Source organism: Bizionia paragorgiae, assembly GCF_900107625.1.
Classification (GTDB): domain Bacteria; phylum Bacteroidota; class Bacteroidia; order Flavobacteriales; family Flavobacteriaceae; genus Bizionia; species Bizionia paragorgiae.
Genome location: NZ_FNQK01000002.1, coordinates 37,968 through 62,908, shown reverse-complemented (window position 1 = coordinate 62,908; position 24,941 = coordinate 37,968). Strand labels below are relative to the sequence as shown.

Genomic DNA, 24,941 nt, shown 5'->3' with positions numbered 1-24,941 from the left:
ATGTTAGTAAGTATGGTAAAAAGGGACTTAAATCGTATATTTGCACTCTATTTAGATTAATTCTAATATTAATTATGATTAAAGTTTCTGAAACAGCTAAGAAGAAAGTCGTAGAACTCATGGCGGAAGAGGGGTTAGACTATACAAAACACTACATACGTGTAAGCGTTAAAAGTGGTGGGTGCTCTGGTTTATCGTACGATTTAAAGTTTGATAAAGAGCAAATTGAAGATGATAAAGTATTTGAGGATAACGGCGTAAGAATTATTGTCGACAAAAAAAGTTTTCTGTACTTAATCGGGACTACATTAGAGTATTCTGGAGGTTTAAACGGGGCGGGCTTCGTTTTTAATAATCCTAATGCGAATAGAACTTGTGGTTGCGGAGAATCATTTTCATTATAATATTTTAAAAAGAAAGATTGAATTATGTCGAAGTATACTGAAGACGATTTAAGAGAAGAATTAAAAACCAAAGAATACGAGTATGGTTTTTATACTGATATAGAATCCGACACGTTTCCTATTGGATTAAACGAGGATGTTGTTCGTGCTATTTCTTTGAAAAAAGAAGAGCCAGAATGGATGACCGAATGGAGATTGGAAGCGTTTAGAGCGTGGGAAAAGATGGTGGAGCCGGAATGGGCTAACGTACATTACGAAAAACCAGATTTCCAAGCGATCTCTTACTACTCTGCACCAAATAGCAAGCCTAAATACGATAGTATCGATGAGGTTGATCCTGAGCTATTAGCAACATTTGCTAAATTAGGAATCTCTTTAGATGAGCAGAAAAAATTAGCCGGTGTTGCTATGGATGTTGTGGTGGACTCTGTGTCTGTAGCCACAACCTTCAAGAAAACCTTAGGTGAAAAAGGAATTATTTTCTGTTCTATTTCCGAAGCGATTAGAGAGCATCCAGAATTAGTGAAAAAATACTTAGGGACTATTGTTCCTCAAAAAGATAACTTTTATGCTGCTTTAAACTCTGCAGTATTTAGCGATGGGTCTTTTTGTTATATTCCAAAAGGGGTACGATGCCCTATGGAGTTATCCACTTACTTTAGAATTAATCAAGCAGGAACAGGTCAGTTTGAAAGAACCTTGGTTATTGCAGACGAAGGAAGTTACGTGAGTTACCTTGAAGGATGTACCGCTCCTAGTAGAGACGAAAATCAATTACACGCAGCCGTTGTAGAGCTTATCGCTTTAGACGATGCAGAAATAAAATACAGTACGGTTCAAAACTGGTTCCCAGGAAGTGCCGAAGGTAAAGGTGGTGTTTACAATTTTGTAACCAAAAGAGGATTGTGTGAGAAAAACGCAAAAATCTCATGGACACAAGTAGAAACAGGAAGTGCCGTAACCTGGAAATACCCAAGTTGTGTATTAAAAGGTGATAACTCGGTAGGAGAGTTTTACTCGATTGCAGTAACTAATAACTACCAGCAAGCCGATACCGGAACAAAAATGATTCACCTAGGTAAAAATACGAAGTCGACTATTATCTCTAAAGGGATTTCGGCAGGTAAATCTCAAAACTCATACCGTGGGTTAGTTCAAATAAGTCCGCGAGCAGAAAATGCACGTAACTTTTCACAATGTGATAGTTTGCTAATGGGTAATGAATGTGGAGCGCATACCTTCCCTTATATTGAGGTTAAAAACAAATCTGCACAAATCGAGCATGAGGCGACAACGAGTAAAATTGGTGAGGACCAAATTTTTTACTGTAACCAACGTGGAATCGATACCGAAAAAGCAATTGCTTTAATTGTTAACGGATTTAGTAAAGAAGTTCTTAATAAATTACCAATGGAATTTGCCGTTGAAGCGCAAAAACTATTAGAAATTAGTTTAGAGGGGTCTGTAGGATAATAGCAGTAAATCAAGCAAAGCTTAAAATAGAAATACAATGAAAAAAATACTTCTTTTATGTATGGGTCTTGCTTTACTAGGCTGTAAAGACACTAAAAATGAAACGGGAGTTGAGGAAACAACCACAGGCGTTTCTGCTAACGACGGATTAACATTGTTTGCTGGAGAGTATATTTATTATGCAGATGCAGCAGTGTTACAAATAGGGAGTAGTTCAATTTACGGTGTGATCTTAAATGAGAAAACCAAAGAGTTGAATGCCTTAGCCCAAACGTACAAAGAAGAGCCTACCGATGGTGTTTTAGTCCAGGTAAGAGGTCTTATTGTACCGAAGCCGGAAGGTGAAGAAGGTTGGCCAAATAGTATAGAAATTAAAGAAATAATTAGCGTTAAGAAACAAAATTCAGATCTTAACAAAGCAGTAATTTTAGAACAAAAAGGATATGTTGAAGATTAAAGACTTACACGCAAGTGTTGAAAATAAATCTATTTTAAACGGTATTAACCTTGAGGTTAAAGCTGGAGAAGTACACGCTATTATGGGACCTAACGGTTCTGGTAAAAGTACACTGGCTTCAGTGATTTCTGGAAAGGAAGAATACGAGGTTACTAAAGGAGAAATTATTTTAGAAAATGAAGATATCGAAGAGCTTTCAGCAGAAGAAAGAGCACACAAAGGTATTTTCTTATCCTTTCAATATCCTGTAGAGATACCTGGTGTTTCTGTAACGAACTTCATCAAAACAGCGATTAACGAAACTCGCAAGTCTAAAGGTTTAGAGGATATGCCTGCAAAAGATATGCTAAAATTGATTCGTGAGAAATCAGAACTTTTAGAAATGGATAGAAAGTTTTTATCGCGTTCATTAAATGAAGGATTTTCTGGAGGAGAGAAAAAACGTAATGAAATATTCCAAATGGCGATGTTAGAGCCAAAATTAGCCATCTTAGATGAAACGGATTCTGGTTTAGATATCGATGCGCTTCGTATCGTTGCTAATGGAGTAAATAAATTAAAGTCTAAAGATAATGCGGTAATCGTTATTACACACTACCAAAGATTATTAGACTATATCGTTCCTGATTTTGTACATGTATTATATGAAGGGCGTATTGTAAAGTCTGGTGGTAAAGAACTAGCTCACGAGTTAGAAGAAAAAGGTTACGATTGGATTAAAGAAGAAGTAAACGCGTAAAACTTAGTGCGTAGTTTTAAAGTAAGAGGTCTGTATAGACTTAATAAAAACAACCACTAAAGACTTAACAACAATGGATTTAAAAGAAAAATTGGTATCATCCTTTTTAGCATTCGAAGAGGATATCGATGTACATTCACCTGTTCACGATATTAGAAGCGAAGCTATAAAAACATTTGAAACCGAAGGCTTTCCTACCAAAAAGCAGGAAGCATGGAAATATACCTCGTTAAATACGGTTTTAAAACACGATTATAGCGTGTTTCCTAAACAAGAGAATTCTATAGAGTATAAGGACATTAAAAAGTACTTTTTACACGATATCGATACCTATAAAATTATTTTTATAGATGGGAAATACTCGTCGCATTTATCACAAACAACTCACGACGGAATTGATGTTTGCTTAATGTCGTCGGCTTTAAATAAGCCTAAATACAAACAGGTTATCGAAACCTACTTTAATAAAGTAGCAACTAAAGACAGTTTAACGGCTTTAAATACAGCGTTTTCTAGCGAAGGTGCTTATATTCATATCCCAAAAAATAAATTGGTAGATAAGCCTATTCAAATACTACACTTTTCTACGGGCAACGAAGCGGCTTTAATGTTGCAACCTCGTAACTTAATTGTTGCCGATGAGAATTCTGAAGTGCAGATTTTTGAGCGTCACCAAAGTTTAACGGATAATCCAGTCCTTACAAACAGTGTTACCGAAATTTATACCGCTAAACGCGCAATTGTAGATTATTATAAACTGCAAAATGATAATAGTAATGCCTCTTTAATCGATAATACTTTTGTCGACCAAAAGGAGCAGAGTCACTGTTTGGTACACACCTTTTCGTTTGGAGGAAAATTAACACGTAATAATCTTAATTTCTATCAAAATGGTGAGCGTATAGAATCGACCATGAAAGGGATTACTATTATTGGAGATAAACAACACGTAGATCACAACACTTTAGTGCATCATATCGAGCCTAATTGCGAAAGTCACCAAGATTATAAAGGTATTTTTGGCGATAGTGCAACGGGTGTTTTTAACGGAAAGATTGTCGTTGAAAAATTAGCTCAGAAAACCAACGCTTTTCAATCTAACAACAATATTTTGTTAAGTGATAAAGCGTCGATAAACACCAAGCCACAGCTTGAAATATTTGCAGATGATGTAAAATGTTCTCACGGTTGTACTATTGGGCAATTGGATGAAAGTGCCATGTTCTATATGCGCTCTCGTGGTATTCCAAAAAAAGAAGCTAAAGCTTTATTGATGTATGCTTTTAGTAATAACGTTTTAAGTTCGGTAAGAATTCCAGAAATTAAAACTAGAATCACTAAAATTATAGCAAATAAATTAGGAGTGAATATAGGTTTCGACTTATAGATTTACGCTCGTAAATAATACAAAAAAGCCGTTTCTATCCCAATAGAAATGGCTTTTTTTATACCGAATAATGATTTTTTAAACCCCGCGTTCGATATTGCTCAAATGAGTTGAGCAAGATGAAAAACGTTTCGTATTTTTGTCAGTAGTTAAGGAACCCCCTTCTTTAATGGCAATTTTACACTTTAATAGACCTTAAAACTATGCTAAACGCAGATCACATAAGAAAAGATTTTCCAATACTTTCACGTCAAGTCAATGGTAAACCTTTAGTGTATTTTGATAATGCTGCAACATCTCAAACTCCACAACAGGTGATTGATGTAATTGTTGATTATTACAGTAATTATAATGCTAATATTCATAGAGGTGTACATACGTTAAGCCAAGAAGCTACCGATAAATATGAGGCGGCTCGAAATACCATACAAAAGCATTTTAATGCAAAACACAATTACGAAATTATACTCACCGCAGGAACAACCGAAAGTATTAATCTTGTGGCACAAGGGTTTACGTCCTTATTAAAAGAGGGTGATGAAATTATAGTGTCTGCTTTAGAGCATCATAGTAATATTGTACCATGGCAAATGTTATGTGAGCGTACAGGAGCGGTTTTAAAAGTCATTCCTATGAATTTGGAGGGCGAGCTGATTATGGAAGCATACAATGCGTTGTTGAGTGATCGTACCAAATTAGTATTTGTAAATCATATTTCTAATGCTTTAGGGACGATTAATCCCATAGAGTATATTATTGAAAAAGCACATGCTGTAGGCGCTGCTGTTTTAATCGATGGCGCACAATCTTGTCCGCATATTAAACCCGATGTGCAGGCCTTGGATGTCGACTTTTATGTGGCTTCGGCACATAAAATGTGCGGTCCAACAGGTGTAGGACTATTATATGGTAAAGAAGAATGGCTTAATAAATTACCACCGTACCAAGGAGGAGGTGAAATGATAGATCAAGTGAGTTTCGAAAAAACGACCTATGCAGGCTTGCCTCATAAGTTTGAAGCTGGAACTCCAAATATTTGTGGTGGTATCGCTTTTGGAGCGGCTGTAGACTATATGAACGCTATAGGTTTTGAGGCTATTGCAACCTATGAAAATGAGTTGTTAGCCTATGGAACACAACGTCTTTTAGAAATTGAAGGCTTGAAAATCTACGGAACTAGTGCTAATAAAACCTCGGTAATATCGTTTAACTTAGAAGGCATTCACCCTTACGATGTGGGAACTTTATTAGATAAAATGGGAATTGCTGTAAGAACAGGGCACCACTGCACACAACCGATAATGGACTTCTTTAAGATTCCAGGCACGGTAAGAGCTTCTTTTTCTTTCTATAATACAAAAGCAGAAATCGACGCTTTGGTTGAAGGTGTAAAGAAGGCTAAAATGATGTTATCATAACGGATTTTAAAGGTAGTAATCTTAGGGTTTTTGGCTTCTTTATAATTAACCGAACGATTTTCTGTATTTGCATTTTATCGAAAAATTAGTATTTTAAGTAAAGAATTAGTTAGTTTTTTTTGTATTAGTTATATATTTAGGAATTCCTTAACAAAAATATAGTAGATATGAAAAAATTAATTTTTAGTGCTTTGGCACTAACGCTATTCTTTACCGCTTGTAATGAAGACAAATCTGATGAACTACAACAAGAGGCAAACATCGACATGTCGGATTTTTATTTGTATACTGATGCAGATGTCGACGAGTCTCTAAGAATGGCAGAAGGCAAACCTGTTTGTCATACCATGGTGAACTTAAATCGTTTATTAAACGAAGATAAGGGGCTAGAGAAAACAATGTATGATATAGAGTACCAATCAAGAAGTTTTATTGCTGCAAAAGGTAAGCCAGGAGGAAATGGTGGCGGACCAGGAGGTGGCGGATCAGGAGGCGATGATATCTTGCCTATAGATGATGGTTTAGGGGTTTTAAATATCCCGGTTTATGTACATGTGGTGTATAGTAATAGCGCTCAAAATATTAGTGATAATCAAATAGCGTCACAAATCACAGTGTTAAATGAAGATTTTAGATTAGCAAATAGTGATGCTAGTCAATTACCAGCAGAATTCAGTAATGATATTACAGATACAGAAATAGAATTTACTTTGGCAGGGACGTTTAGACATGCCAATTCTACAGGGTCATGGGGAACTAATGATGCTGTAAAATATGCGTACCCACCTGTAACTCCAGAGACCCACTTGAATATTTGGGTATGTAATATTGGGGGAGGAATTTTAGGATATGCTCAATTCCCAGGAGGTCCGGCAAATACGGACGGTGTTGTAGTAGGTGCTCAGTATTTTGGGACTACAGGTTATGTTTCTGCTCCTTTTGATGGTGGTAGAACGACAACTCATGAAGTGGGACATTATTTAAACCTACGTCATATTTGGGGCGATGGTAGATGTAATAGAGATGACTTTGTTGCTGATACACCAAAATCAGATGCTCCAAATTACGGCTGCCCTTCGTATCCAACTTATAATTGTAAGTCTAATGACATGACCATGAACTATATGGATTATGTAGATGATGCTTGTATGTATATGTTTTCTGACGGACAACGAAATAGAATGCGTGCTTTGTTTGCACCAGGAGGTGTAAGAGAAGGCTTAGCAAACTAATACTTTTTTAATATTAAATTAAAAAGACGTCATTTTTGGCGTCTTTTTTGTATTATAATAGATATAAAACTAAAACCATATAGAAATGAAAACAATAACGATACTATTATTTACTATTATTTTAAATGCATGTGGTGCTTCTACAGAGGCTTCAAAGGCAGCTGCATTAACAGATACACAAGCAAAAATGGAACAAAGTGAAGATCTTAGTTTAGAGTATGAAGCGGTAACGCGTGGGACTTATAAAAATATCACTATTAAAAATAGAATGGTGTCATGGGTAAATGAGCGCAATGCTAAACCTCAGGTTGTAAGTTTAGACGATAAACAATGGGAATCGTTAGTGACCCTTGTAAATGCTGTTGACTTGACTTCAATTCCTAAGTTAGAAGCACCAAGTAAAGCACATCAATACGATGGGGCGCCTATAGGTTCGCTAACCGTTAGCAAAAATGGTGAGACCTATAAAACACAAGCTTTTGATGCCGGAAATCCGCATGCTGATCTTGTAGAAGTTATTGAGCAAATGATGGCATTAACTAACGGTAAAAAATAAGGGTATTACAATTGTAATGCTTAATTTTGTAATCTGTAATGACGAATATTTAATCGATAGAAATGCAAACTATTAAAGAAATACAAGAGGAGATTATTGATGAGTTTTCAATGTTTGAAGATTGGGAAGAGCGCTATCAATATATGATTGATTTGGGTAAAGATTTACCTTTAATTGATGAGCAATACAAAACAGAAGATCATATTATTAAAGGCTGTCAGAGTAAAGTTTGGGTTCATGCTGAGTTACAAGATGACAAAATTGCATTTACTGCAGATAGTGATGCTATTATTACTAAAGGAATCATCGCGATATTAATCCGCGTATTTTCTAATCAGCAACCCAGCGAGATTATTGAAGCTAATACCGATTTTATAGACGAAATCGGACTAAAAGAACACTTGTCTCCAACGCGTGCGAATGGATTAGTGAGTATGATTAAGCAATTAAAAATGTATGCCATAGCATACCAAACACAATTAAAATAGTACCTTTTAATTGTTGCCAGAAATAAAAAAAAACAGCTTTCAAAAAAGAGAAGGTTTAAATAGAATATAATGAGCGATACAACAATAGATACACAAGCCTTAGGCGAAAAAATCGTAAAGGTTATTAAAACCATTTATGATCCAGAGATTCCTGTAGATATTTACGAATTGGGATTAATTTACGATGTATTCGTAAATGAAGATTACGATGTGAAAATATTAATGACATTAACCACTCCTAACTGCCCAGTGGCTGAAACACTACCTATGGAAGTAGAAGAGAAAGTAAAGTCCTTAAATGAAGTGAAAAGTGCCGAGGTTGAAATAACTTTCGATCCGCCATGGTCTCAAGAATTAATGAGTGAGGAAGCAAAATTAGAACTCGGGATGCTTTAGTAGACCGTTGTTATGCGAAGACGTAAGCCAACTTCTATAAAAGACAAAAATAAAACAAGCCTTAAATCTTCATTTAATGCTTTGGTTTACCTTCCTCGTTTTTTTAAAGAAATTTGGAAGGTTAATAAAGGTCTTTTCTTATTAGCCGCTTTTTGTCGTGGTATTGGTGCCTTGTTGCCCGTTGTTATTTTATGGCTAGGGAAGCTTATTATTGATGAAATTATCTTACAAATTTCATTAGAACTCCCAGATTACACAGTGCTATGGACTTATGTCGGGGTAGAGTTTGCACTTATTATTGTATCCGATTTAATGAGTAGGGCTATTTCGTTAACCGACGGTTTGTTGGGAGACGAGTATAATATTGCGACCTCCATTACGATTATAAAAAAAACGAATCAGATTAATATTAGTCTATTAGAAGATTCGGAATTTTATGACAAGTTAGAGCGTGCGAGAACCCAGACTACAAGTCGCGTGGGATTGATGTCTAATGTTTTAGGGCAGGCTCAAAGCGCCATTTCTATAGCGACACTCGTTGCTGGTTTAATTTATTTTGAACCCTATTTAATTATACTTCTAGTTTTAAGTATTATTCCTTCGTTTATTAATGAAGTACGCTTCAGTCAGCAGCAATACTCTTTAGCAAGAAGTTGGACCTCGGAGCGTCGTGAGTTGGATTATTTACGGTTTATAGGAGCCAATGATAAAACCGCTAAAGAGATTAAGCTATTTGGTTTAACCGATTTTGTTGTAGACCGCTTTAAAAATCTGTCAGAAGAATATTATCAGCTCAACAAAACACTAGCGATAAAGCGCTCGGCATTAGGTTTTTTGTTTAATGTCTTGGGGACTTTAAGTTATTATGGGGCTTATGTTTTTATTATCTATCGCGTACTTTCCGGTGTAATTACCTTGGGTGAATTAACTTTTTTATCTGCTTCTTTCAACCGTCTTACACGAAATCTACAGGATTTCTTTTCGAAATTCACTCGGATTTCTGAGAGTGCATTATACCTAAAAGATTATTTCGATTTTATAGACATTTCTATTAGCTCTAAAGTTAAAGAAGACTGTCCGCTACCCAAGCACATCAAAACGGGTTTTGAGTTTAAAGACGTGCATTTTGCTTACCCTAATTCGGAACAGGACATTTTAAAAGGGGTGAGTTTTACGCTAAAGGCAGGCGAGAAGCTAGCCTTTGTAGGGCAAAATGGGGCTGGTAAAACTACCTTAATAAAATTACTATTGCGTTTTTATGAGCCTACATCTGGTGAAATTCTTTTGGACGGTGTAAATATTAACCGTTATGCTATTGCTGAGTATCAGGAATTTTTTGGGGTTATTTTTCAGGATTTCTTTAGGTATGAGTTTACGGTGCGCGAAAACATCGCGATTGGTGATATTGATGAATTGGAGAACCAGGATAAAATAGAAGAGGCCGCTGCGTTAAGTTTGGCTAAGGAGGTGGTGGACGATTTAAAATATGGTTATAACCAACAGTTAGGAAAACGTTTTACTAACGGACAAGAGTTGTCTGGTGGGCAGTGGCAAAAGGTGGCTTTAGCACGTGCCTATATGAAGGATGCTGAAGTAATGATTCTTGACGAACCCACATCGGCGTTGGATGCTAGGGCTGAAAGTGAAGTTTTTGATCGCTTTATTGGTTTAACCGAAGGTAAGACGAGTATAATTATATCCCACAGATTTAGTACGGTACGTCAAGCCGATAGGATTTTAGTATTAGAGCACGGTCGTGTGGTTGAAATTGGAACCCATGAGGAACTCATGTTAAACAAGGCCTTATATTCTGAATTGTTTACACTTCAGGCCGAGGGCTATCAGTAAAAATAATTATCTTTGTACTATGGCAGAAGAGATTGTAAATAGAGTCGCAAATAGCAAATTAGTAGTATTCGATTTAGAAGATTACTACCCGAAAGGAAAACGTACCCTTTTTGATATAAAAGAGTGGTTATACGAAGGGTTTGTACTTCGTGAAAAGGACTTTCGTGATCAGGTAAAGAATTACGATTGGTCGGAACATCAAGATGAATATGTGGCACTAACGTGTTCTTCTGATGCTATTGTGCCAGCATGGGCCTATATGTTATTAACTATGGCTTTAGAGCCTTATGTAAAACGTACTGTTCTGGGTGATTTAAACGCATTAGAAACCGAGTTGTATCAAGATATTATAAATCAGTTGGAGCTTAGTGACTATGCAGATAAGCCTATAATTATAAAAGGCTGTTCTAAAAAGCCTGTACCTACTGCGGCTTATATTATGCTTTCACAAGCTTTAAAACCAGTGGCTAAGTCCATATTATTTGGTGAAGCTTGCTCGTCGGTGCCTTTATATAAGAGGAAATAGTAGTTCGCTGCTTTTTTTATTATCTTTAAAATAGTGATTAAACCTTATCAATTTAATTTATCCATTAAAAACAAATAACATGAAGAAACTTATTTTATGTGCTGCATTAGTATTTGGAATAACTGCTATGCAGGCGCAAACGAAAGAAGAGTTAAAAGCTCAGAAAACTGAAAAACAAGCGGCAGCAAATGCACTTCAAGCAGAAGCAGATGCTTTACAAGCACAAATAGATGCCCTTCCAGGGTGGCGAAAAGGGGCTTTTGGTACTATTGGAGGAAGTATTTCAGAATTTAATAACTGGTATTCTCAAGGGTCACCAAATAACAGTTCGGCAAATTTAGGGTTTACAGTAAATGCATTCGCTAACTTAAAACAAGATAAGTTTTTCTGGAGAAATGCCTTAAATGTAAATTTGGCGTGGGTTAAGTTTGATGATAAAGATAACCCATCAGATAATAGTGAGTTTAGAGAAACCACCGATGTGTTTAATATTTCTTCATTATACGGAAGAAAATTAAGTGAGAAATTTGCTATTTCTGCTTTGGGCGAATACCGTACAACATTACTTAATAATTTTAATGATCCTGGGTATTTAGATGCGGGTATTGGTGCGACTTGGACACCAACAGAAAATTTATTTGTAGTGATACACCCTTTAAACTATAACTTCGTTTTTAGTTCTGGCGATACCGTATTCGAATCGTCTTTAGGAGCTAAAATTGTTGCGGACTATACAAGACAGATAGGTAAAATAAACTTTAAATCTAACCTGTCTTTATTTTATAGCTATGAAGATGCTGATTATTCAAATTACACATGGATTAACTCTTTTTCTTATAAATTATGGAAAAAGATTGGTGTTGGTTTCGACTTTGGTTTAAGACAAAACAAGCAAGAGGCTTTAAATTATGCCTTAGCTAATGCGGTGCCACCGGCGAGTCCGACTTTTGATACTATAGACAACGAATTACAAACATATTGGTTATTAGGTTTAAGCTATGCTTTCTAGTGTATTCATGACCTACAATTAATAAAAAACGCGATACTTTAATAAGTATCGCGTTTTTTATTTGCGTTAAGGATGGAGGCTGTGTTGGAGCTCTACCGATTTTGTTTTCGGGAAGCGACTGCCGAGAGCCTGACCTGTAAGGTAACGCCCTTATCCTTTTATTCTTCCTCGTCCAATTTTTCGTAATCGTAATCGGGATAAAGAAAATGGTTGTATGGAAAACGGGTGACATGAATATCGCGGACCTCGTCGTAGATACGTTTTTTAAAGTCTTCGAGATTGTCTTTGTTTAAGGCCGATATAAATAACGCGTTATTTTCTCCTACACGATTCATCCACGTGCGCTTCCATTCGGCTAGAGAATAGTGTTCTTCTCCGCGTTCTGCAATAAGATCGGTCGCGTCAAAAGGTTCGGCTTTATACGCGTCAATTTTATTAAAAACCATAATTGTAGGCTTGTCACTACTATCAATTTCCCCTAAAATTTTATTTACAGACGCAATGTGTTCCTCAAAATTAGGATGAGAAATATCTACAACGTGCAATAATAAATCGGCTTCCCGCACCTCGTCTAAAGTACTTTTAAAGCTCTCTACTAATTGTGTGGGTAGCTTTCTAATAAATCCTACGGTATCGGTTAATAAAAAGGGTAGGTTTTGTATTACCACTTTACGAACGGTGGTGTCTAAGGTGGCAAAAAGTTTGTTCTCGGCAAAGACCTCACTTTTACTAACGGTATTCATCAGTGTGGATTTTCCAACGTTGGTATAACCAACAAGTGCTACACGTACCATTTTTCCGCGGTTACCGCGTTGCACCGACATTTGCTTATCGATGACCTTGATCTTGTCTTTTAACAAGGAAATACGGTCTCTAACGATACGTCTATCGGTTTCGATTTCTGTTTCTCCAGGTCCACGCATTCCAATACCCCCTTTTTGTCTTTCAAGGTGAGTCCACATTCCTTTTAATCGTGGTAATAAATATTCGCATTGTGCCAATTCTACTTGCGTTCTTGCATAGCTGGTTTGTGCGCGTTGTGCAAAAATATCTAAGATTAAATTGGTGCGGTCTAGGACTTTACAATTTAATATTTTACTTATATTTCGTTCTTGTGCCGCCGAAAGCTCATCATCAAAAATAGCGGTTCCAACATTGTTTTCTTCGATATACTGCCTTACGGTTTCCATTTTTCCTGTCCCGATAAAGGTTTTAGGGTTGGGCATATCCATTTTCTGTGTGAAGCGTTTTAATACTTCACCACCAGCAGTGTAAGTCAAGAATTCTAACTCGTCTAAATATTCTTCAGACTTCTCTTCATCTTGGGTTTTGGTAATAACTCCTATTAAAATTGCTTTTTCTAAAGCGGTATCTTTTTTTTCTAACATATATTAATTTAAAGTGCAAAGTTACGTAAATGAAATCAGAAATATTTCTCTATTTTGTAAACGCAATAAATACAGTTCTAAAGAATTTAAACGTTTTGAAATCCGAATTAAAGAAATACACAGTCGCCTTTTATAATATTGAAAATCTATTCGATATTTATGATGATAAGGTGACACGCGATAATGATTTACTCCCAACGGCATCGCGACGATGGACCGTTAAAAGATACCATAATAAAATTAGAAACCTGTCTTTTACCATACCTAATATTGGTAAAGAGCAAACCGATAACCCTCCAGCAATTGTTGGTCTGGCCGAAGTAGAAAATGGCGCTGTATTAAACGATTTGATAGGGTCTAAACATTTAGAGGACTATAATTATAAGTACATTCATTACAATTCTCCTGATGAGCGCGGTATTGATGTCGCGTTACTTTATAATGCAGATGTTTTTGATGTAGCCTATTCTAGGCCCTATCGCTTAGAATTGCTCGATGAGCGCGGCGTGCAAGATTATACTAGAGATATTCTTCTAGTTAGCGGCTTACTTGATGGTTTGGAATTGCATGTTATTGTAAACCATTGGCCCTCGCGTCGTTTGGGTGAGGATAGCAGTGAGTATAAACGTCTTATGGCGGCGAGCAAGGTTGAAGAGATTATTACCGAGCTTAAAGAAAAGGATGCTAATGCAAAAATTATGGTTATGGGTGATTTTAACGACGATCCTTTCTCTAAAAGTATCACCCGGTTAGTAGAAAGTCATAACTTATACAACCCGATGGATACCTTGTTCGATATTGATCGCGGAACCACTGTGCATAATGATAATTGGAACTTGTTTGATCAAATTTTAATTACCCCTAATTTATTTGAACGCAAAAAGGAAGCTTTACGTTTTTATAAAGCTGATATTTTTGATGCCGATTTCTTAAAGCAAAAACGAGGTAGGTATGAAGGGACACCCTTTAGAACTTATGCGGGAAGTAGATATATTGGAGGGTTTAGCGATCATTTTCCGGTGTATGTTACTTTAACAAAAAAATAAATCGGGAGCGGTCTTTTGTGTAGTTGTAGATTTATAGTGGCTTATTATAATCTTTTTTAAAGTGCTTAAAATAAAAAAAAGGGAAGCTGTGATTTATCACGAGCTTCCCTTAGTGAGTGGTTATTGTAGCGAATCTTATTTGCCAAGCATTAACAGCTCGTTACAAACCACCTCTGTAGTGTAGCGTTTTACGCCCTCCTTATCTTCCCATGATCGGGTGGTGAGTTTGCCTTCTATAGCAATTTCTTTACCTTTTTGTAAATACTTCTCTGCTAGAGTTGCTAAGCTTCCCCAAGCTACGATATTGTGCCATTGGGTGTCGGTTACTTTTTCGCCTTGGGCGTTTTTGTAATTCTCGTTGGTTGCAATCGAAAATTTTGCAAGCATTTTTCCTGATTCAAGATTAATAATTTCTGGATCGTTTCCTAAGTTACCAATCAACTGTACTTTGTTTCTAAGTGCGTTCATAATTTTAAAGTTTAAGGTTTAACAGTTAATACTATCGAGGACTTAACCGTCGACAAGGCAAAGATGCAACACCATCACAATGTTAGTCGGTTATTACTTATTTAATGTCGTATGTAAATGTTTGTAGTCGTTTGCAAACGAATAAGTTGTATATTTAATAGGTAGAGACAGGTGGTCTTGTAGTTACTTAATGCATGCGCCCTGTCTTTAGTGGTATATTATTTTAAGGCTATTGCTTAAAGTGTAATCGTGGTAGAGCTGTGAATGTCGATTTTTTTATGGCATGCTAGGGGATACCTGAAGGCTTAAAAATTAATTTATAAAACAGGAGTTATGACCAAATTATGTCCAGAGTGTGGCGATAAGATCGTGGGTAGAATAGATAAAAAATTCTGTAGTGACGGCTGCCGGAATGCCTATAATAATAAAATGAATAAGGATGCGAAGAACTTAATTCGCAATATAAACAACCGACTACGAAAAAATTGGCGCATTTTAGAAGCGCTTAATCCTGATCAAAAAACAAAAACCTCCAAGACTAAATTAATAGAAAAGGGGTTTGATTTTAATTACTTTACTAGTATTTACACCACGAAAGTGGGTACCGTGTACTATTTTGTTTATGATCAAGGTTATCTGCCTTTGGAGAACGATTATTATGCACTGGTAAAACGAAAATAAAGCGATTTAGAAATGCGCTTATTTCCAATTTTGACCTTTTAATTTTAGTGCTGCTTTGAGAATGTCTTTCTGACTAATTTGACCAATTAATTTTCCGTCTTCGACAATTGGGAAACGTCTTCTTTTAGAATCTAAAAACTGTTTGGCGGCATCCAACACATTTAAATTACCGTCTATAGTTTCGATATCTTTTGCCATATAGCGTTCAATACTGTCATCGCTAACAGGCATATTGTGATAACGGCTTTCACTAATTTGCTTGATGCAATCCCCTTCAGAAATAATTCCGATGAGCTCATTTTTGTCATTTACTACTGGTCCTCCAGAAATTTTATGTTTTATCAAGGTGTTTATTACCTCTTCAACAGTTTGGTTGGCTTTAAACGTAATGAGATCTTTAGTCATAAAATCACTCACTTTAAACAAGTCTTGTTCTAACTCTTGATTCTGCTCTTTACGTGCGCCTTGGAAACTTTTTATACCCATAATATTTTGTTTTTTTAGTTACCTAAAGTTACTGAATTTTACAGAGCTATCCAAAGACATTAACAGTTGTGAGTTGATAATGAGTGTGTTGTGTGCTGTGCGTGGGAGGGCTGTGTTAAAATTTAAATTTTAGCCTCTAGAAGTGTGGGGTATTAAAAGTAAAGCCATAAAAAAGGCGAGCATTGAGCTCGCCTTTTAAAAGTATAGGTAATGATTTATTTATTCATTAACTCTTCAATTTCTTCTGCTTCAATTGGAATATTACCCATTAAATTAAATGGCTCTCCTGTTTTTTGTACAACAAGATCATCTTCTAATCGAATACCAAAACCTTCTTCTGGTATATAAATACCAGGCTCTACGGTAAACACCATATTTTCTTGAATAGGTTCGGTTAAAATACCATAATCGTGTGTGTCTAATCCAATGTGGTGAGACGTTCCGTGCATAAAGTATTTTTTGTATGCTGGCCAATCTGGGTTTTCATTTTTCACATCCGCTTTATCAAGTAATCCTAAACCTAATAATTCACTAGTCATTAAATGACCAACTTCTACGTGGTATTCTGCCCATAATGTTCCTGGTACTAATAATTTAGAGGCGTCCTTTTTTACTCTGTTTACCGCGTCGTAAACTTCACGTTGGCGTTTAGTAAAACGACCATTCACAGGAATTGTTCTACTTAAATCACTAGAGTAGTTAGCGTATTCTGCAGCCGTATCAAAAAGGATTAAATCACCATCTTTACATTGTTGGTTGTTTTCAACATAATGTAAAACATTTGCGTTGTTTCCAGCTGCGATAATTGGGGTGTAAGCAAATCCTTTAGAGCGGTTTCTTAAAAACTCGTGCATGAATTCTGCCTCGATTTCATATTCCCAAACTCCAGGTTTTACAAAGTCTAAAACACGACGGAATCCTTTTTCGGTAATATCACAAGCGTGTTGCATCAAATCGATTTCTATTTGATCCTTTACCGAACGTAAACGTTGTAGTATCGGGTTGCTTTTAGCAACACGGTGTGCAGGGTATTTGTCTTTTAACCACTTTGTAAAACGGTCTTCACGAGTTTCTGTTTCTACATTAGCTCTATAGTGTTCGTTAGTGTTAATGTAAACCGTATCGCACTGTGTCATCATTTCAAACATGATTTTTTCCATGTCTTGTAACCAGTACACTGTTTTTATTCCACTAGTTTCTAATGCCGCTTCTTTGGTTAGTTTTTCACCTTCCCATACAGCGATATGTTCGTTTGTTTCTTTAAGAAATAAAACTTCACGGTGTTTAGGATTCGGACAATCAGGGAAAATAACAAGGATGCTTTCTTCTTGGTCAACACCACTTAGATAAAAAATATCTCGGTGTTGCTGAAAAGGCATGGTGCTATCGGCACTAATTGGATAAATATCGTTAGAGTTGAAAACCGCTAAACTGCTAGGTTGCATTTTTGCCGCAAAGTTTTTACGGTTTTTAATAAAAAGAGCGTTGTCTATTTTATGGTATTTCATAGTAAATCTGTGTTTTTTCTGTTTGCACTCCAAAATTAAAGAATCGAACACCAATAAACGAGGCCATTTGGCGCTATTTTGTGTTTTTTCTTATGCGACTCATATGGCGATTGGAGATTCCTAAAAAGGAAGCGAGGTAATGTAATGGGACTTCTTGTAGTAAATTGGGTTCGTTTTCTAGTAGTTTATGGTAGCGTTCCTCGGGACTAAGTGTTAGTAAATCAATGCGATAATCGTCGATTCTGTAAATCTGTTTTTCTATAAGTTTATAGTAAAACGCTTTAAAAGCCCGGTTGTTTTTTAATAAGGTCGAAAAGTCTTCTGACTTTATAATCCATAAATCACAATCGCTAATGGCTTTAATGTTTTTTCGTGACGGCACGCTTTGCATAAAACTATTTAAGGCTGAGGTTGACGAATTTTTAAGTCCTAAATATGTGGTTTTTTCTTCCCCTTGAACCGTAATAGCATGTTGTAAAACACCAGAGTTGATGTAGCAAAAGTATTTACAGACGTTCCCTTCCTCAACGAAAAAGTCATTCTTTTGAAGTCTTAAATGCGTGAAACATTGTAAAATAGCTGGTAGTTGATGCTCTAATTCTGAATCATCAATCAAGCTTTTTAAATACTGTTCTAAATTGTGTTGTGAAGCCTTCATGGTTTTAAGGGTGTGTTGCGACTGCTACTAACAAAAATAGGATTATATAATTAATCTCTTTGAGGATTTTAGCGCTGTTTTTTAAATATTAAGTAGTTTTGGTACTTAATCTTTAGTGTTATGTTATTTAGACTGTGTATTGCATTCCTGCTGGCTGTTAGTTTTCGTGTTTCGGCACAACAACCGTCAACAGCACCCGAAGCTGTTCAAGAGGCTTTAATTCAAAAAGAAAAAGGTCAACAATCCTCATTGGTAAAAAATCTGCCTTTTGAGAGTATAGGCCCAAAAGTGATGAGTGGTCGGGTTGTAGATATTGAAGTTAACCCAGAAAATACCAGTGAGTTTTATGTGGGTTATGCGTCTGGAGGTGTGTGGTATACCAAAAACAATGGGGCTTCTTTTAATCCTATTTTAGATTCGGCACCAACACAAAATGTGGGGGATATAGCTGTTGATTGGCCTACGAAAACCATTTGGGTGGGAACTGGAGAGAATAATAGTTCGCGGTCTTCGTATGCGGGAATTGGAATATTGAAGTCTACAGACCAAGGGCAAACGTGGCAAAATATGGGGTTGAAAGACTCGCATCATATCGGGCGCATTATTATCGACCCTAAAAACCCTGAAACTGTAATTGTGGGGGTAGCAGGGCATTTGTACTCTACTAATACCGAACGTGGGATTTATAAAACAACCGATGGAGGGGGTACTTGGGAACAAAAATTATTTATAAACGACTCTACGGGGATTATAGATATCGATCATGCGCCAAATAATCCTGATGTCTTATACGCTTCTTCATGGACGCGAGATCGTAAAGCATGGAATTTTAATGGTAGTGGATTAGGCTCTGCAATTTATAAAAGTAGCGATGCGGGTGAGCATTGGACTAAAATTAGTACTGAAACTAGTGGTTTTCCAACTCATGATGGCGTGGGTAGAATTGGTTTAGCTGTGTTTAGTGAGTCTGTAATTTACGCCTTGTTAGACAATCAGCACCGCCGACCGGCAGAAGATGCTAGTATTGGAAACAATAGTTTTAATACCATGGGGCCGCAGGCGATGCCGGGAGAAGATTTTTTAAAATTAAGTGATAAAAAAATCAATGCCTTCTTAAAAACGAATGGTTTTCATGAGAAATATAGAGCCGAAAACGTCAAGCAAATTATTAGAAGCGGATTGGCGGAACCTTCAGAGTTAGCAGATTTTTTAAAGTCTACAAATGCCATGCTTTTTGAAACTCCAGTAATTGGTGCTGAGGTGTATAAAAGTAGTGATGGCGGACAAACTTGGAAAAAGACACATGATCACTATATCGACGACCTATATTATAGTTATGGGTATTATTTTGGTGAAATTAGAGTCGATTTACAAAATGAAAATGGTATTTATATTTTAGGAGTTCCTATTTTAAAGTCTAAAGACGGAGGAAAAACCTTTACAAGTATCAGTAAAGAGAATGTGCATGCCGATCATCAGGCGTTGTGGGTAAACCCTAATAAAGAAGGTCATCTAATCGATGGGAATGACGGGGGATTAAATATGAGTTATGACGACGGCGAGACTTGGGAAAAGTTAAATGTAAATGCTGTGGGGCAATTTTATGCGATAAATGTCGATAACCAATCGCCTTACAATGTGTATGGTGGTTTACAAGATAATGGCGTTTGGTTTGGTCCGCATAATGCCAAGCATGATCGCAGTTGGAATCAAAGTGGTCGCTACCCGTGGGAAAGTATTATGGGGGGTGATGGTATGAAAATCGAAATCGATAATCGAAACGCTAATATTATTTATACCGGCTATCAGTTTGGAAATTATTTCCGATTAGATCGTGATGCTAAATCACAGACTTATATTCAGCCAAAACCAAAACCAAAACCGGAAGCTGATGCCGCGCCGTACCGTTTTAATTGGCAAACACCAATTTTATTATCTAAACACAATCAGGATATTCTATATTTTGGAGCAAACAAGCTCTTGCGCTCTTTAAATCAGGGTAGCGATTGGGAAGTAATAAGTCCCGATTTAACCCAAGGCGGAAAAACGGGTAATGTGGCTTATGGCACATTAACCACTTTAAGCGAGTCGCCTTTTCAGTTTGGATTGTTGTATGCGGGGAGTGATGATGGTCTAATTCATGTCTCTAAAAATGGAGGTGCTACCTGGGAGCGTATTAGCGATGCGTTACCTAGAAATCTGTGGGTGAGTCGCGTTGTCGCTTCAAAGCATAAAAAAGAGCGTGTGTATGTTACTTTAAATGGTTACCGATGGGATGACTTTAATAGTTACGTGTATGTTTCTGAGAATTATGGCGAGACATGGAAGTCTATAGAAAGTAGCCTTCCTAATGCGGCAGTAAACGTTATTGTAGAAGATGAAAATAGTGATGCGATTCTGTATTTAGGTACCGATAATGGGGCTTATATGAGTTTTAGTAACGGAGCGTCTTGGGAGGCCTTTGTTCAAGGCCTGCCGGCTGTTGCTGTTCACGATATGGTAATTCATAAGGAATCTAACGATTTGCTTTTGGCGACCCACGGACGCAGTATTTATAAAACCAATGTGCAACACCTTTATAAAATGGCTGCTGATAGTCTCGAGGGAGAGGTTAAAATTTTTCCGCTAAAAACGATAAAACACTCCTCACGATGGGGAGATTCCTACAGTCAGTGGTCTAATACTTTAGAGCCTGAATTAGAAATAGAGCTGTATGCCAAGGAAGGCGGAGTTAAAACGATTCGTATAGCATCAGAAGATGGTAAAACATTAAAAACCCTCTCGAAGACGGTTGATAAAGGCTATAATAAACTGACTTACGATCTAACGATTTCAGAAAAAATCAGAAATAAATTAGTTAAAAAAGACAAGAGCTTGTCTATAGAAAAAGCTAAAAATAATAGCTATTACTTACCTAAGGGCGTGTATAGTGTAATAATAGGTGATTATAAATCAAGTTTTATAATCGAGTAGCATACTATCTTATTGGTTTTTATGTTATTATATATCTAGCCCAGTAACACCCTGAAGTAAAATGAATGTATTTAAATTACTAGTATGTAGCTGTTTAATCGTGTTAATTTCTTGTAGTGAGGACAATGATGATAGTAGTAGTGGCGCTGTTGAAAAGAACTTAATTATTAAATTAAAATTCGATCCCACGCAAGAACGGTTAGGGAATTTGGGAGAACCTGTAAGTGTTGAGGTTGGTAACGCAGCGCAATCACCTAATGTTTCGAAAATGAGTGCGAACTATATTGAATTCGCTCCAAGTGCTTTAACGGCTCTGGGAACGGGAGAGATTATTTTTGAAGGAGCAGAAACTACCGAAGGAGGTGCGCGCGCAATACATTTCCAGAATGCGATATTTGCAGGTCATAATGAAACTTTTTTAAGCATACCCTTAAGTCAGGTGCGTGCGGGTCATTATGAATGGGTTCGTGTTTCTTTAGCTTACCAAGAAGGGGATATTCAGTTTTTACATACCGACGGGAATGAGTATACCGGAACCTTAGCAAGTTTTGTGGGGTACAATACTTATATTTCAGAGTTTAGCTTAAACGGAAGTGTGCTGCCTGTAAATTCGAATAAGTTACAAGGGTTTTGGGCTTTTGAGTCTTCTGGTTTTGTAGTGGAAGGTCAAGCGCCGGAAGGAGCGACAACAGTCCCTAATCCCTTATTTAATTCTTCTCCTATTCCGCAAGGATCTTGTGTTGTAACCGGTGAATTTGAAAACGGACTAACAATTTCAGGAGAGGAAACTGAAGATGTGGTTGTTACTTTATCTTTTTCCACCAATACTAGTTTTGAATGGACCGAAGTTAATAACGATGGTAAATACGAGCCTAGTGCTGGTGAACAGGTAGTCGATATGGGGCTTCGCGGATTAATTCCTAGCGTAGACTAAGAAAATATACGTTTTTATTGAGGCCTGTACGATTTTTTTAAAATTTTGCAGGCCTTTATTAATTATACCCATTCTAAATAAATTTTAAAAAACGTATAAAATTTGTATACTTCTTACGGTACCTTATCTTTGTATAACAAATAAAATAACTTCAAAATAATGAGCGGGATTTTAAATTCTTCAATAGGAAGAAAGTTTGCCATGGCACTTTCGGCACTCTTTCTAATGATCTTTTTATTACAACATTTTACAATTAATTTACTATCTGTTTTTAGTGAAGACACTTTTAATAGCGTTTCTCATTTTATGGGAACCTTTTGGTTGGTACAATATGTATTTCAACCAATTTTAATTTTTGGTGTCATTTTTCACTTCGTAATGGGTTTTGTTTTAGAAGTAAAAAACCGTAATGCAAGACAAATTAGCTATGCTAAAAACAATGGAAGTGCAAACTCATCTTGGATGAGTAGAAATATGATTTGGAGCGGGTTGGCTATTTTAGCTTTTATTGGTCTTCACTTCTACGATTTTTGGTTTCCAGAAATAAACACCAAGTTTATTCAAGGGGATATGTCTGGATTACTTCCTAACGGAGAGTACAGATATTTCGAAGAGCTTCAGCACAAGTTTGTTGATGTTTGGAGAGTTGTTTTATACTGTATAGCGTTTGTGTTTTTAGCACTTCACTTACTACACGGATTTAGTTCTGCGTTTCAGTCTACAGGAGCAAATAACAAATACACAAAAGGATTACAAGGTTTTGGAAAGGCCTATGCTATCATAATTCCGTTAGGTTTTGTATTCATAGCATTATTCCACTATTTTAATCACTAAAAACACATCTAAAAATGGCTTTAGATTCAAAAATACCTCAAGGTCCAATTGCAGATAAATGGACAAATTATAAAAACAACATAGACCTGGTTAACCCAGCCAACAAGCGTAATATTGACGTGATTGTTGTTGGAACAGGATTAGCTGGAGGTTCTGCTGCTGCAACTTTAGCAGAGCTAGGTTATAACGTAAAAGCATTTTGCTTCCAAGATTCACCACGTCGTGCACACTCGATTGCAGCACAAGGGGGAATTAATGCAGCAAAAAATTACCAAGGAGATGGGGATTCTACCTACCGATTATTTTACGATACTGTAAAAGGTGGTGATTACCGTTCTCGTGAAGCTAACGTATATCGTTTAGCTGAGGTTTCAGCAAATATTATCGACCAATGTGTGGCGCAAGGAGTTCCTTTTGCTCGTGAGTATGGTGGATTACTAGACAACCGTTCGTTTGGTGGTGTTCTTGTATCAAGAACATTTTATGCTGCCGGACAAACAGGACAACAATTATTATTAGGTGCGTATTCTGCTATGAACCGTCAAATCGGTCGTGGTAAAATTAAAATGTACAACCGTCACGAAATGTTAGACGTTGTAGTCGTTAATGGAAAAGCACGAGGCATTATAACACGTAACTTAGTTACCGGAGAAATCGAACGTCACTCAGCTCACGCTGTGGTGTTAGGAACTGGTGGTTACGGTAACGTATTCTTCTTATCTACAAATGCGATGGGAAGTAACGTAACGGCAGCATGGAAAGCGCACAAACGTGGGTCTTACTTTGCTAACCCATGTTATACACAAATTCACCCAACCTGTATCCCTGTTTCTGGAGATCACCAGTCTAAACTAACGTTGATGTCTGAGTCGTTAAGAAATGACGGACGTATTTGGGTGCCAAAAAATATTGAAGATGTTAAAGCAATTCGTGAAGGCCGATTAAAGCCAACAGAAATTGCTGAAGAAAATAGAGATTACTACTTAGAGCGTCGTTACCCTGCATTCGGTAACTTAGTTCCTCGTGATGTTGCCTCTCGTGCCGCTAAAGAGCGTTGTGATGCTGGTTACGGTGTTAATGCTACTGGTGAAGCGGTGTACTTAGATTTCGCATCTGCTATCGAGCGTTACGGAAAAGAACAAGCGACAATCAAACACTTAGATGTTAACGATAAAGCACTAGTTAAAAAACTAGGACAAGAAGTGGTGAAAAACAAATACGGAAACTTATTCCAGATGTACGAAAAAATCGTAGATCAAGATCCGTATAACACACCAATGATGATTTACCCAGCGGTTCACTATACTATGGGAGGTCTTTGGGTAGATTATAACTTAATGACTACCGTCCCTGGACTGTACGCTATTGGTGAAGCTAACTTCTCTGATCATGGTGCTAACAGACTTGGAGCTTCGGCATTAATGCAAGGATTAGCCGATGGTTACTTTGTATTACCTTATACAATAGGAGACTATTTATCTGATGATATTCGTACAGGAGCTATTCCTACCGATACACCAGAGTTTGAGCAAGCTGAAAAAGAAGTTAGAGAACGTATCAATTTCTTTATTTCTAATAAAGGTAGTCACTCTGTAGATTATTTCCACAAGAAATTAGGAAAGATCATGTGGAATAAAGTAGGGATGTCTAGAAATGTTCAAGGATTAACGGAAGCTATTTCTGAAATTAAAGCCCTTCGTGAAGAATTCTGGAAAGAAGTAAGAGTTCCTGGTACTAATGATGAGTTTAACGAAGAATTAGCAAAAGCTGGTCGTGTAGCAGATTACCTAGAATTAGGTGAGTTGTTTGCAAAAGATGCTTTAGCACGTGAGGAATCTTGTGGAGGTCACTTTAGAGAAGACTCTGTAGAATTAGACGGCGAGCAAAAAGGAGAAGCAAAAAGAGATGATGAGAATTTTGCTTACGTTGCTGCGTGGGAATATAAAGGAGAGCCAAGTGCTGCCGTATTACACAAAGAACAATTAGAGTTCAAGGATATCGAATTAAAACAAAGAAGTTATAAATAAGGAAA

The 24,941-nt window shown here is 36.8% G+C and carries 24 protein-coding genes; 19 read left to right on the top strand and 5 right to left on the bottom strand.

Translation table 11 applies throughout. The annotated features are described in order from the left end of the window. Positions 1-74 precede the first annotated feature (74 nt). The 13 genes from BLV64_RS01485 (at position 75) to BLV64_RS01425 (ending at position 11,933) form a co-directional block, all read left to right on the top strand. Positions 75-404 carry a HesB/IscA family protein gene (locus BLV64_RS01485; protein WP_092131483.1) on the top strand — a complete coding sequence of 110 codons (330 nt, stop codon included), beginning with the start codon at positions 75-77 and terminating at the stop codon, positions 402-404. Between the two features lie 24 nt (positions 405-428). Further along, positions 429-1,877 carry a Fe-S cluster assembly protein SufB gene (sufB, locus tag BLV64_RS01480; RefSeq protein ID WP_092131480.1) on the top strand — a complete coding sequence of 483 codons (1,449 nt, stop codon included), beginning with the start codon at positions 429-431 and terminating at the stop codon, positions 1,875-1,877. Between the two features lie 37 nt (positions 1,878-1,914). Beyond that, positions 1,915-2,334: a hypothetical protein gene (locus tag BLV64_RS01475; RefSeq protein WP_143034117.1), complete on the top strand. Its 420-nt coding sequence runs from the start codon at positions 1,915-1,917 to the stop codon at positions 2,332-2,334. After that, on the top strand, positions 2,321-3,073 hold the full coding sequence (gene sufC / locus BLV64_RS01470) for a Fe-S cluster assembly ATPase SufC (RefSeq protein ID WP_092131477.1): 753 nt from the start codon (positions 2,321-2,323) through the stop codon (positions 3,071-3,073). Before BLV64_RS01475 ends, sufC begins: the two co-directional genes overlap by 14 nt. Positions 3,074-3,146: 73 nt before the next feature. Further along, positions 3,147-4,460 (top strand): Fe-S cluster assembly protein SufD, encoded by a 1,314-nt coding sequence (sufD, locus tag BLV64_RS01465; RefSeq protein ID WP_092131474.1) that lies wholly within the window; start codon positions 3,147-3,149, stop codon positions 4,458-4,460. A gap of 203 nt (positions 4,461-4,663) precedes the next feature. Beyond that, positions 4,664-5,878, top strand: a complete 1,215-nt coding sequence (locus tag BLV64_RS01460; RefSeq protein WP_092131471.1) for an aminotransferase class V-fold PLP-dependent enzyme — start codon at positions 4,664-4,666, stop codon at positions 5,876-5,878. Positions 5,879-6,045: 167 nt separating this feature from the next. Continuing rightward, on the top strand, positions 6,046-7,110 hold the full coding sequence (locus BLV64_RS01455) for a zinc metalloprotease (RefSeq protein ID WP_092131468.1): 1,065 nt from the start codon (positions 6,046-6,048) through the stop codon (positions 7,108-7,110). Positions 7,111-7,195: 85 nt separating this feature from the next. Next, positions 7,196-7,666 carry a hypothetical protein gene (locus BLV64_RS01450; protein ID WP_092131465.1) on the top strand — a complete coding sequence of 157 codons (471 nt, stop codon included), beginning with the start codon at positions 7,196-7,198 and terminating at the stop codon, positions 7,664-7,666. Positions 7,667-7,728: 62 nt separating this feature from the next. Then, entirely contained in the window at positions 7,729-8,154 is a 426-nt protein-coding gene (locus BLV64_RS01445) for a SufE family protein (RefSeq protein WP_092131462.1), read from the top strand. A 69-nt stretch (positions 8,155-8,223) separates the two neighbouring features. After that, on the top strand, positions 8,224-8,550 hold the full coding sequence (locus BLV64_RS01440) for a DUF59 domain-containing protein (protein ID WP_092131459.1): 327 nt from the start codon (positions 8,224-8,226) through the stop codon (positions 8,548-8,550). 12 nt (positions 8,551-8,562) lie between these two features. Next, entirely contained in the window at positions 8,563-10,398 is a 1,836-nt protein-coding gene (locus tag BLV64_RS01435; protein WP_092131456.1) for an ABC transporter ATP-binding protein, read from the top strand. Positions 10,399-10,417: 19 nt separating this feature from the next. Beyond that, entirely contained in the window at positions 10,418-10,924 is a 507-nt protein-coding gene (locus tag BLV64_RS01430; RefSeq protein ID WP_092131454.1) for a DUF2480 family protein, read from the top strand. Positions 10,925-11,003: 79 nt separating this feature from the next. Continuing rightward, positions 11,004-11,933: a DUF3078 domain-containing protein gene (locus tag BLV64_RS01425; RefSeq protein ID WP_092131451.1), complete on the top strand. Its 930-nt coding sequence runs from the start codon at positions 11,004-11,006 to the stop codon at positions 11,931-11,933. 158 nt (positions 11,934-12,091) lie between these two features. Here BLV64_RS01425 and hflX read toward each other — a convergent pair whose 3' ends face one another. Continuing rightward, positions 12,092-13,321, bottom strand: a complete 1,230-nt coding sequence (gene hflX, locus BLV64_RS01420) for a GTPase HflX (protein ID WP_092131448.1) — start codon at positions 13,319-13,321, stop codon at positions 12,092-12,094. A gap of 29 nt (positions 13,322-13,350) precedes the next feature. Between hflX and BLV64_RS01415 the strand changes: the two genes are divergently transcribed. Next, positions 13,351-14,367, top strand: a complete 1,017-nt coding sequence (locus BLV64_RS01415; RefSeq protein WP_177165282.1) for an endonuclease/exonuclease/phosphatase family protein — start codon at positions 13,351-13,353, stop codon at positions 14,365-14,367. Positions 14,368-14,502: 135 nt separating this feature from the next. Here BLV64_RS01415 and BLV64_RS01410 read toward each other — a convergent pair whose 3' ends face one another. Continuing rightward, the gene (locus tag BLV64_RS01410; RefSeq protein ID WP_092131445.1) at positions 14,503-14,835 is read right to left on the bottom strand and encodes a single-stranded DNA-binding protein; all 333 of its coding nucleotides are present in this window, start codon (positions 14,833-14,835) and stop codon (positions 14,503-14,505) included. 333 nt (positions 14,836-15,168) lie between these two features. Between BLV64_RS01410 and BLV64_RS01405 the strand changes: the two genes are divergently transcribed. Next, complete coding sequence (locus BLV64_RS01405; RefSeq protein ID WP_092131442.1) at positions 15,169-15,516, top strand: hypothetical protein; 348 nt, start codon at positions 15,169-15,171, stop codon at positions 15,514-15,516. Positions 15,517-15,534: 18 nt separating this feature from the next. Here the strand turns inward: BLV64_RS01405 and BLV64_RS01400 are convergent, their stop codons facing one another. The 3 genes from BLV64_RS01400 to BLV64_RS01390 form a co-directional block, all read right to left on the bottom strand. Then, positions 15,535-16,002, bottom strand: coding sequence for a CBS domain-containing protein (locus BLV64_RS01400; protein WP_092131439.1), 468 nt, complete (start codon positions 16,000-16,002; stop codon positions 15,535-15,537). 215 nt (positions 16,003-16,217) lie between these two features. Continuing rightward, positions 16,218-17,510, bottom strand: coding sequence for an aminopeptidase P family protein (locus tag BLV64_RS01395; RefSeq protein WP_092131436.1), 1,293 nt, complete (start codon positions 17,508-17,510; stop codon positions 16,218-16,220). 73 nt (positions 17,511-17,583) lie between these two features. Then, a complete protein-coding gene (locus BLV64_RS01390; RefSeq protein WP_092131433.1) occupies positions 17,584-18,168 on the bottom strand; it encodes a Crp/Fnr family transcriptional regulator in 585 nt (194 codons plus the stop codon). Between the two features lie 120 nt (positions 18,169-18,288). Here BLV64_RS01390 and BLV64_RS01385 point away from each other — a divergent pair, with 120 nt between their 5' ends. From BLV64_RS01385 to BLV64_RS01370, 4 genes are all read left to right on the top strand, one after another. Then, positions 18,289-21,141, top strand: a complete 2,853-nt coding sequence (locus BLV64_RS01385) for a WD40/YVTN/BNR-like repeat-containing protein (protein WP_092131430.1) — start codon at positions 18,289-18,291, stop codon at positions 21,139-21,141. A gap of 61 nt (positions 21,142-21,202) precedes the next feature. Beyond that, the gene (locus BLV64_RS01380) at positions 21,203-22,075 is read left to right on the top strand and encodes a hypothetical protein (RefSeq protein WP_092131427.1); all 873 of its coding nucleotides are present in this window, start codon (positions 21,203-21,205) and stop codon (positions 22,073-22,075) included. A 159-nt stretch (positions 22,076-22,234) separates the two neighbouring features. Then, positions 22,235-22,909 carry a succinate dehydrogenase cytochrome b subunit gene (locus tag BLV64_RS01375; RefSeq protein ID WP_092131425.1) on the top strand — a complete coding sequence of 225 codons (675 nt, stop codon included), beginning with the start codon at positions 22,235-22,237 and terminating at the stop codon, positions 22,907-22,909. 14 nt (positions 22,910-22,923) lie between these two features. Continuing rightward, positions 22,924-24,936: a fumarate reductase/succinate dehydrogenase flavoprotein subunit gene (locus tag BLV64_RS01370; RefSeq protein ID WP_092131424.1), complete on the top strand. Its 2,013-nt coding sequence runs from the start codon at positions 22,924-22,926 to the stop codon at positions 24,934-24,936. Positions 24,937-24,941: the final 5 nt, after the last annotated feature.

Coding starts and splice junctions, on each gene's coding strand:
- sufB (WP_092131480.1), top strand. CDS start 429: ATGTCGAAGTATACTGAAGACGATTTAAGAGAAGAATTAAAAACCAAA.
- BLV64_RS01370 (WP_092131424.1), top strand. CDS start 22,924: ATGGCTTTAGATTCAAAAATACCTCAAGGTCCAATTGCAGATAAATGG.
- BLV64_RS01400 (WP_092131439.1), bottom strand. CDS start 16,002: ATGGGTATAAAAAGTTTCCAAGGCGCACGTAAAGAGCAGAATCAAGAG.
- BLV64_RS01390 (WP_092131433.1), bottom strand. CDS start 18,168: ATGAAGGCTTCACAACACAATTTAGAACAGTATTTAAAAAGCTTGATT.
- BLV64_RS01460 (WP_092131471.1), top strand. CDS start 4,664: ATGCTAAACGCAGATCACATAAGAAAAGATTTTCCAATACTTTCACGT.
- BLV64_RS01380 (WP_092131427.1), top strand. CDS start 21,203: ATGAATGTATTTAAATTACTAGTATGTAGCTGTTTAATCGTGTTAATT.
- BLV64_RS01410 (WP_092131445.1), bottom strand. CDS start 14,835: ATGAACGCACTTAGAAACAAAGTACAGTTGATTGGTAACTTAGGAAAC.
- BLV64_RS01385 (WP_092131430.1), top strand. CDS start 18,289: ATGTTATTTAGACTGTGTATTGCATTCCTGCTGGCTGTTAGTTTTCGT.
- sufD (WP_092131474.1), top strand. CDS start 3,147: ATGGATTTAAAAGAAAAATTGGTATCATCCTTTTTAGCATTCGAAGAG.
- BLV64_RS01395 (WP_092131436.1), bottom strand. CDS start 17,510: ATGAAATACCATAAAATAGACAACGCTCTTTTTATTAAAAACCGTAAA.
- BLV64_RS01455 (WP_092131468.1), top strand. CDS start 6,046: ATGAAAAAATTAATTTTTAGTGCTTTGGCACTAACGCTATTCTTTACC.
- BLV64_RS01445 (WP_092131462.1), top strand. CDS start 7,729: ATGCAAACTATTAAAGAAATACAAGAGGAGATTATTGATGAGTTTTCA.
- BLV64_RS01440 (WP_092131459.1), top strand. CDS start 8,224: ATGAGCGATACAACAATAGATACACAAGCCTTAGGCGAAAAAATCGTA.
- BLV64_RS01405 (WP_092131442.1), top strand. CDS start 15,169: ATGACCAAATTATGTCCAGAGTGTGGCGATAAGATCGTGGGTAGAATA.
- BLV64_RS01425 (WP_092131451.1), top strand. CDS start 11,004: ATGAAGAAACTTATTTTATGTGCTGCATTAGTATTTGGAATAACTGCT.
- BLV64_RS01475 (WP_143034117.1), top strand. CDS start 1,915: ATGAAAAAAATACTTCTTTTATGTATGGGTCTTGCTTTACTAGGCTGT.
- BLV64_RS01375 (WP_092131425.1), top strand. CDS start 22,235: ATGAGCGGGATTTTAAATTCTTCAATAGGAAGAAAGTTTGCCATGGCA.
- BLV64_RS01415 (WP_177165282.1), top strand. CDS start 13,351: ATGAAATCAGAAATATTTCTCTATTTTGTAAACGCAATAAATACAGTT.
- BLV64_RS01450 (WP_092131465.1), top strand. CDS start 7,196: ATGAAAACAATAACGATACTATTATTTACTATTATTTTAAATGCATGT.
- hflX (WP_092131448.1), bottom strand. CDS start 13,321: ATGTTAGAAAAAAAAGATACCGCTTTAGAAAAAGCAATTTTAATAGGA.
- sufC (WP_092131477.1), top strand. CDS start 2,321: ATGTTGAAGATTAAAGACTTACACGCAAGTGTTGAAAATAAATCTATT.
- BLV64_RS01435 (WP_092131456.1), top strand. CDS start 8,563: ATGCGAAGACGTAAGCCAACTTCTATAAAAGACAAAAATAAAACAAGC.
- BLV64_RS01430 (WP_092131454.1), top strand. CDS start 10,418: ATGGCAGAAGAGATTGTAAATAGAGTCGCAAATAGCAAATTAGTAGTA.
- BLV64_RS01485 (WP_092131483.1), top strand. CDS start 75: ATGATTAAAGTTTCTGAAACAGCTAAGAAGAAAGTCGTAGAACTCATG.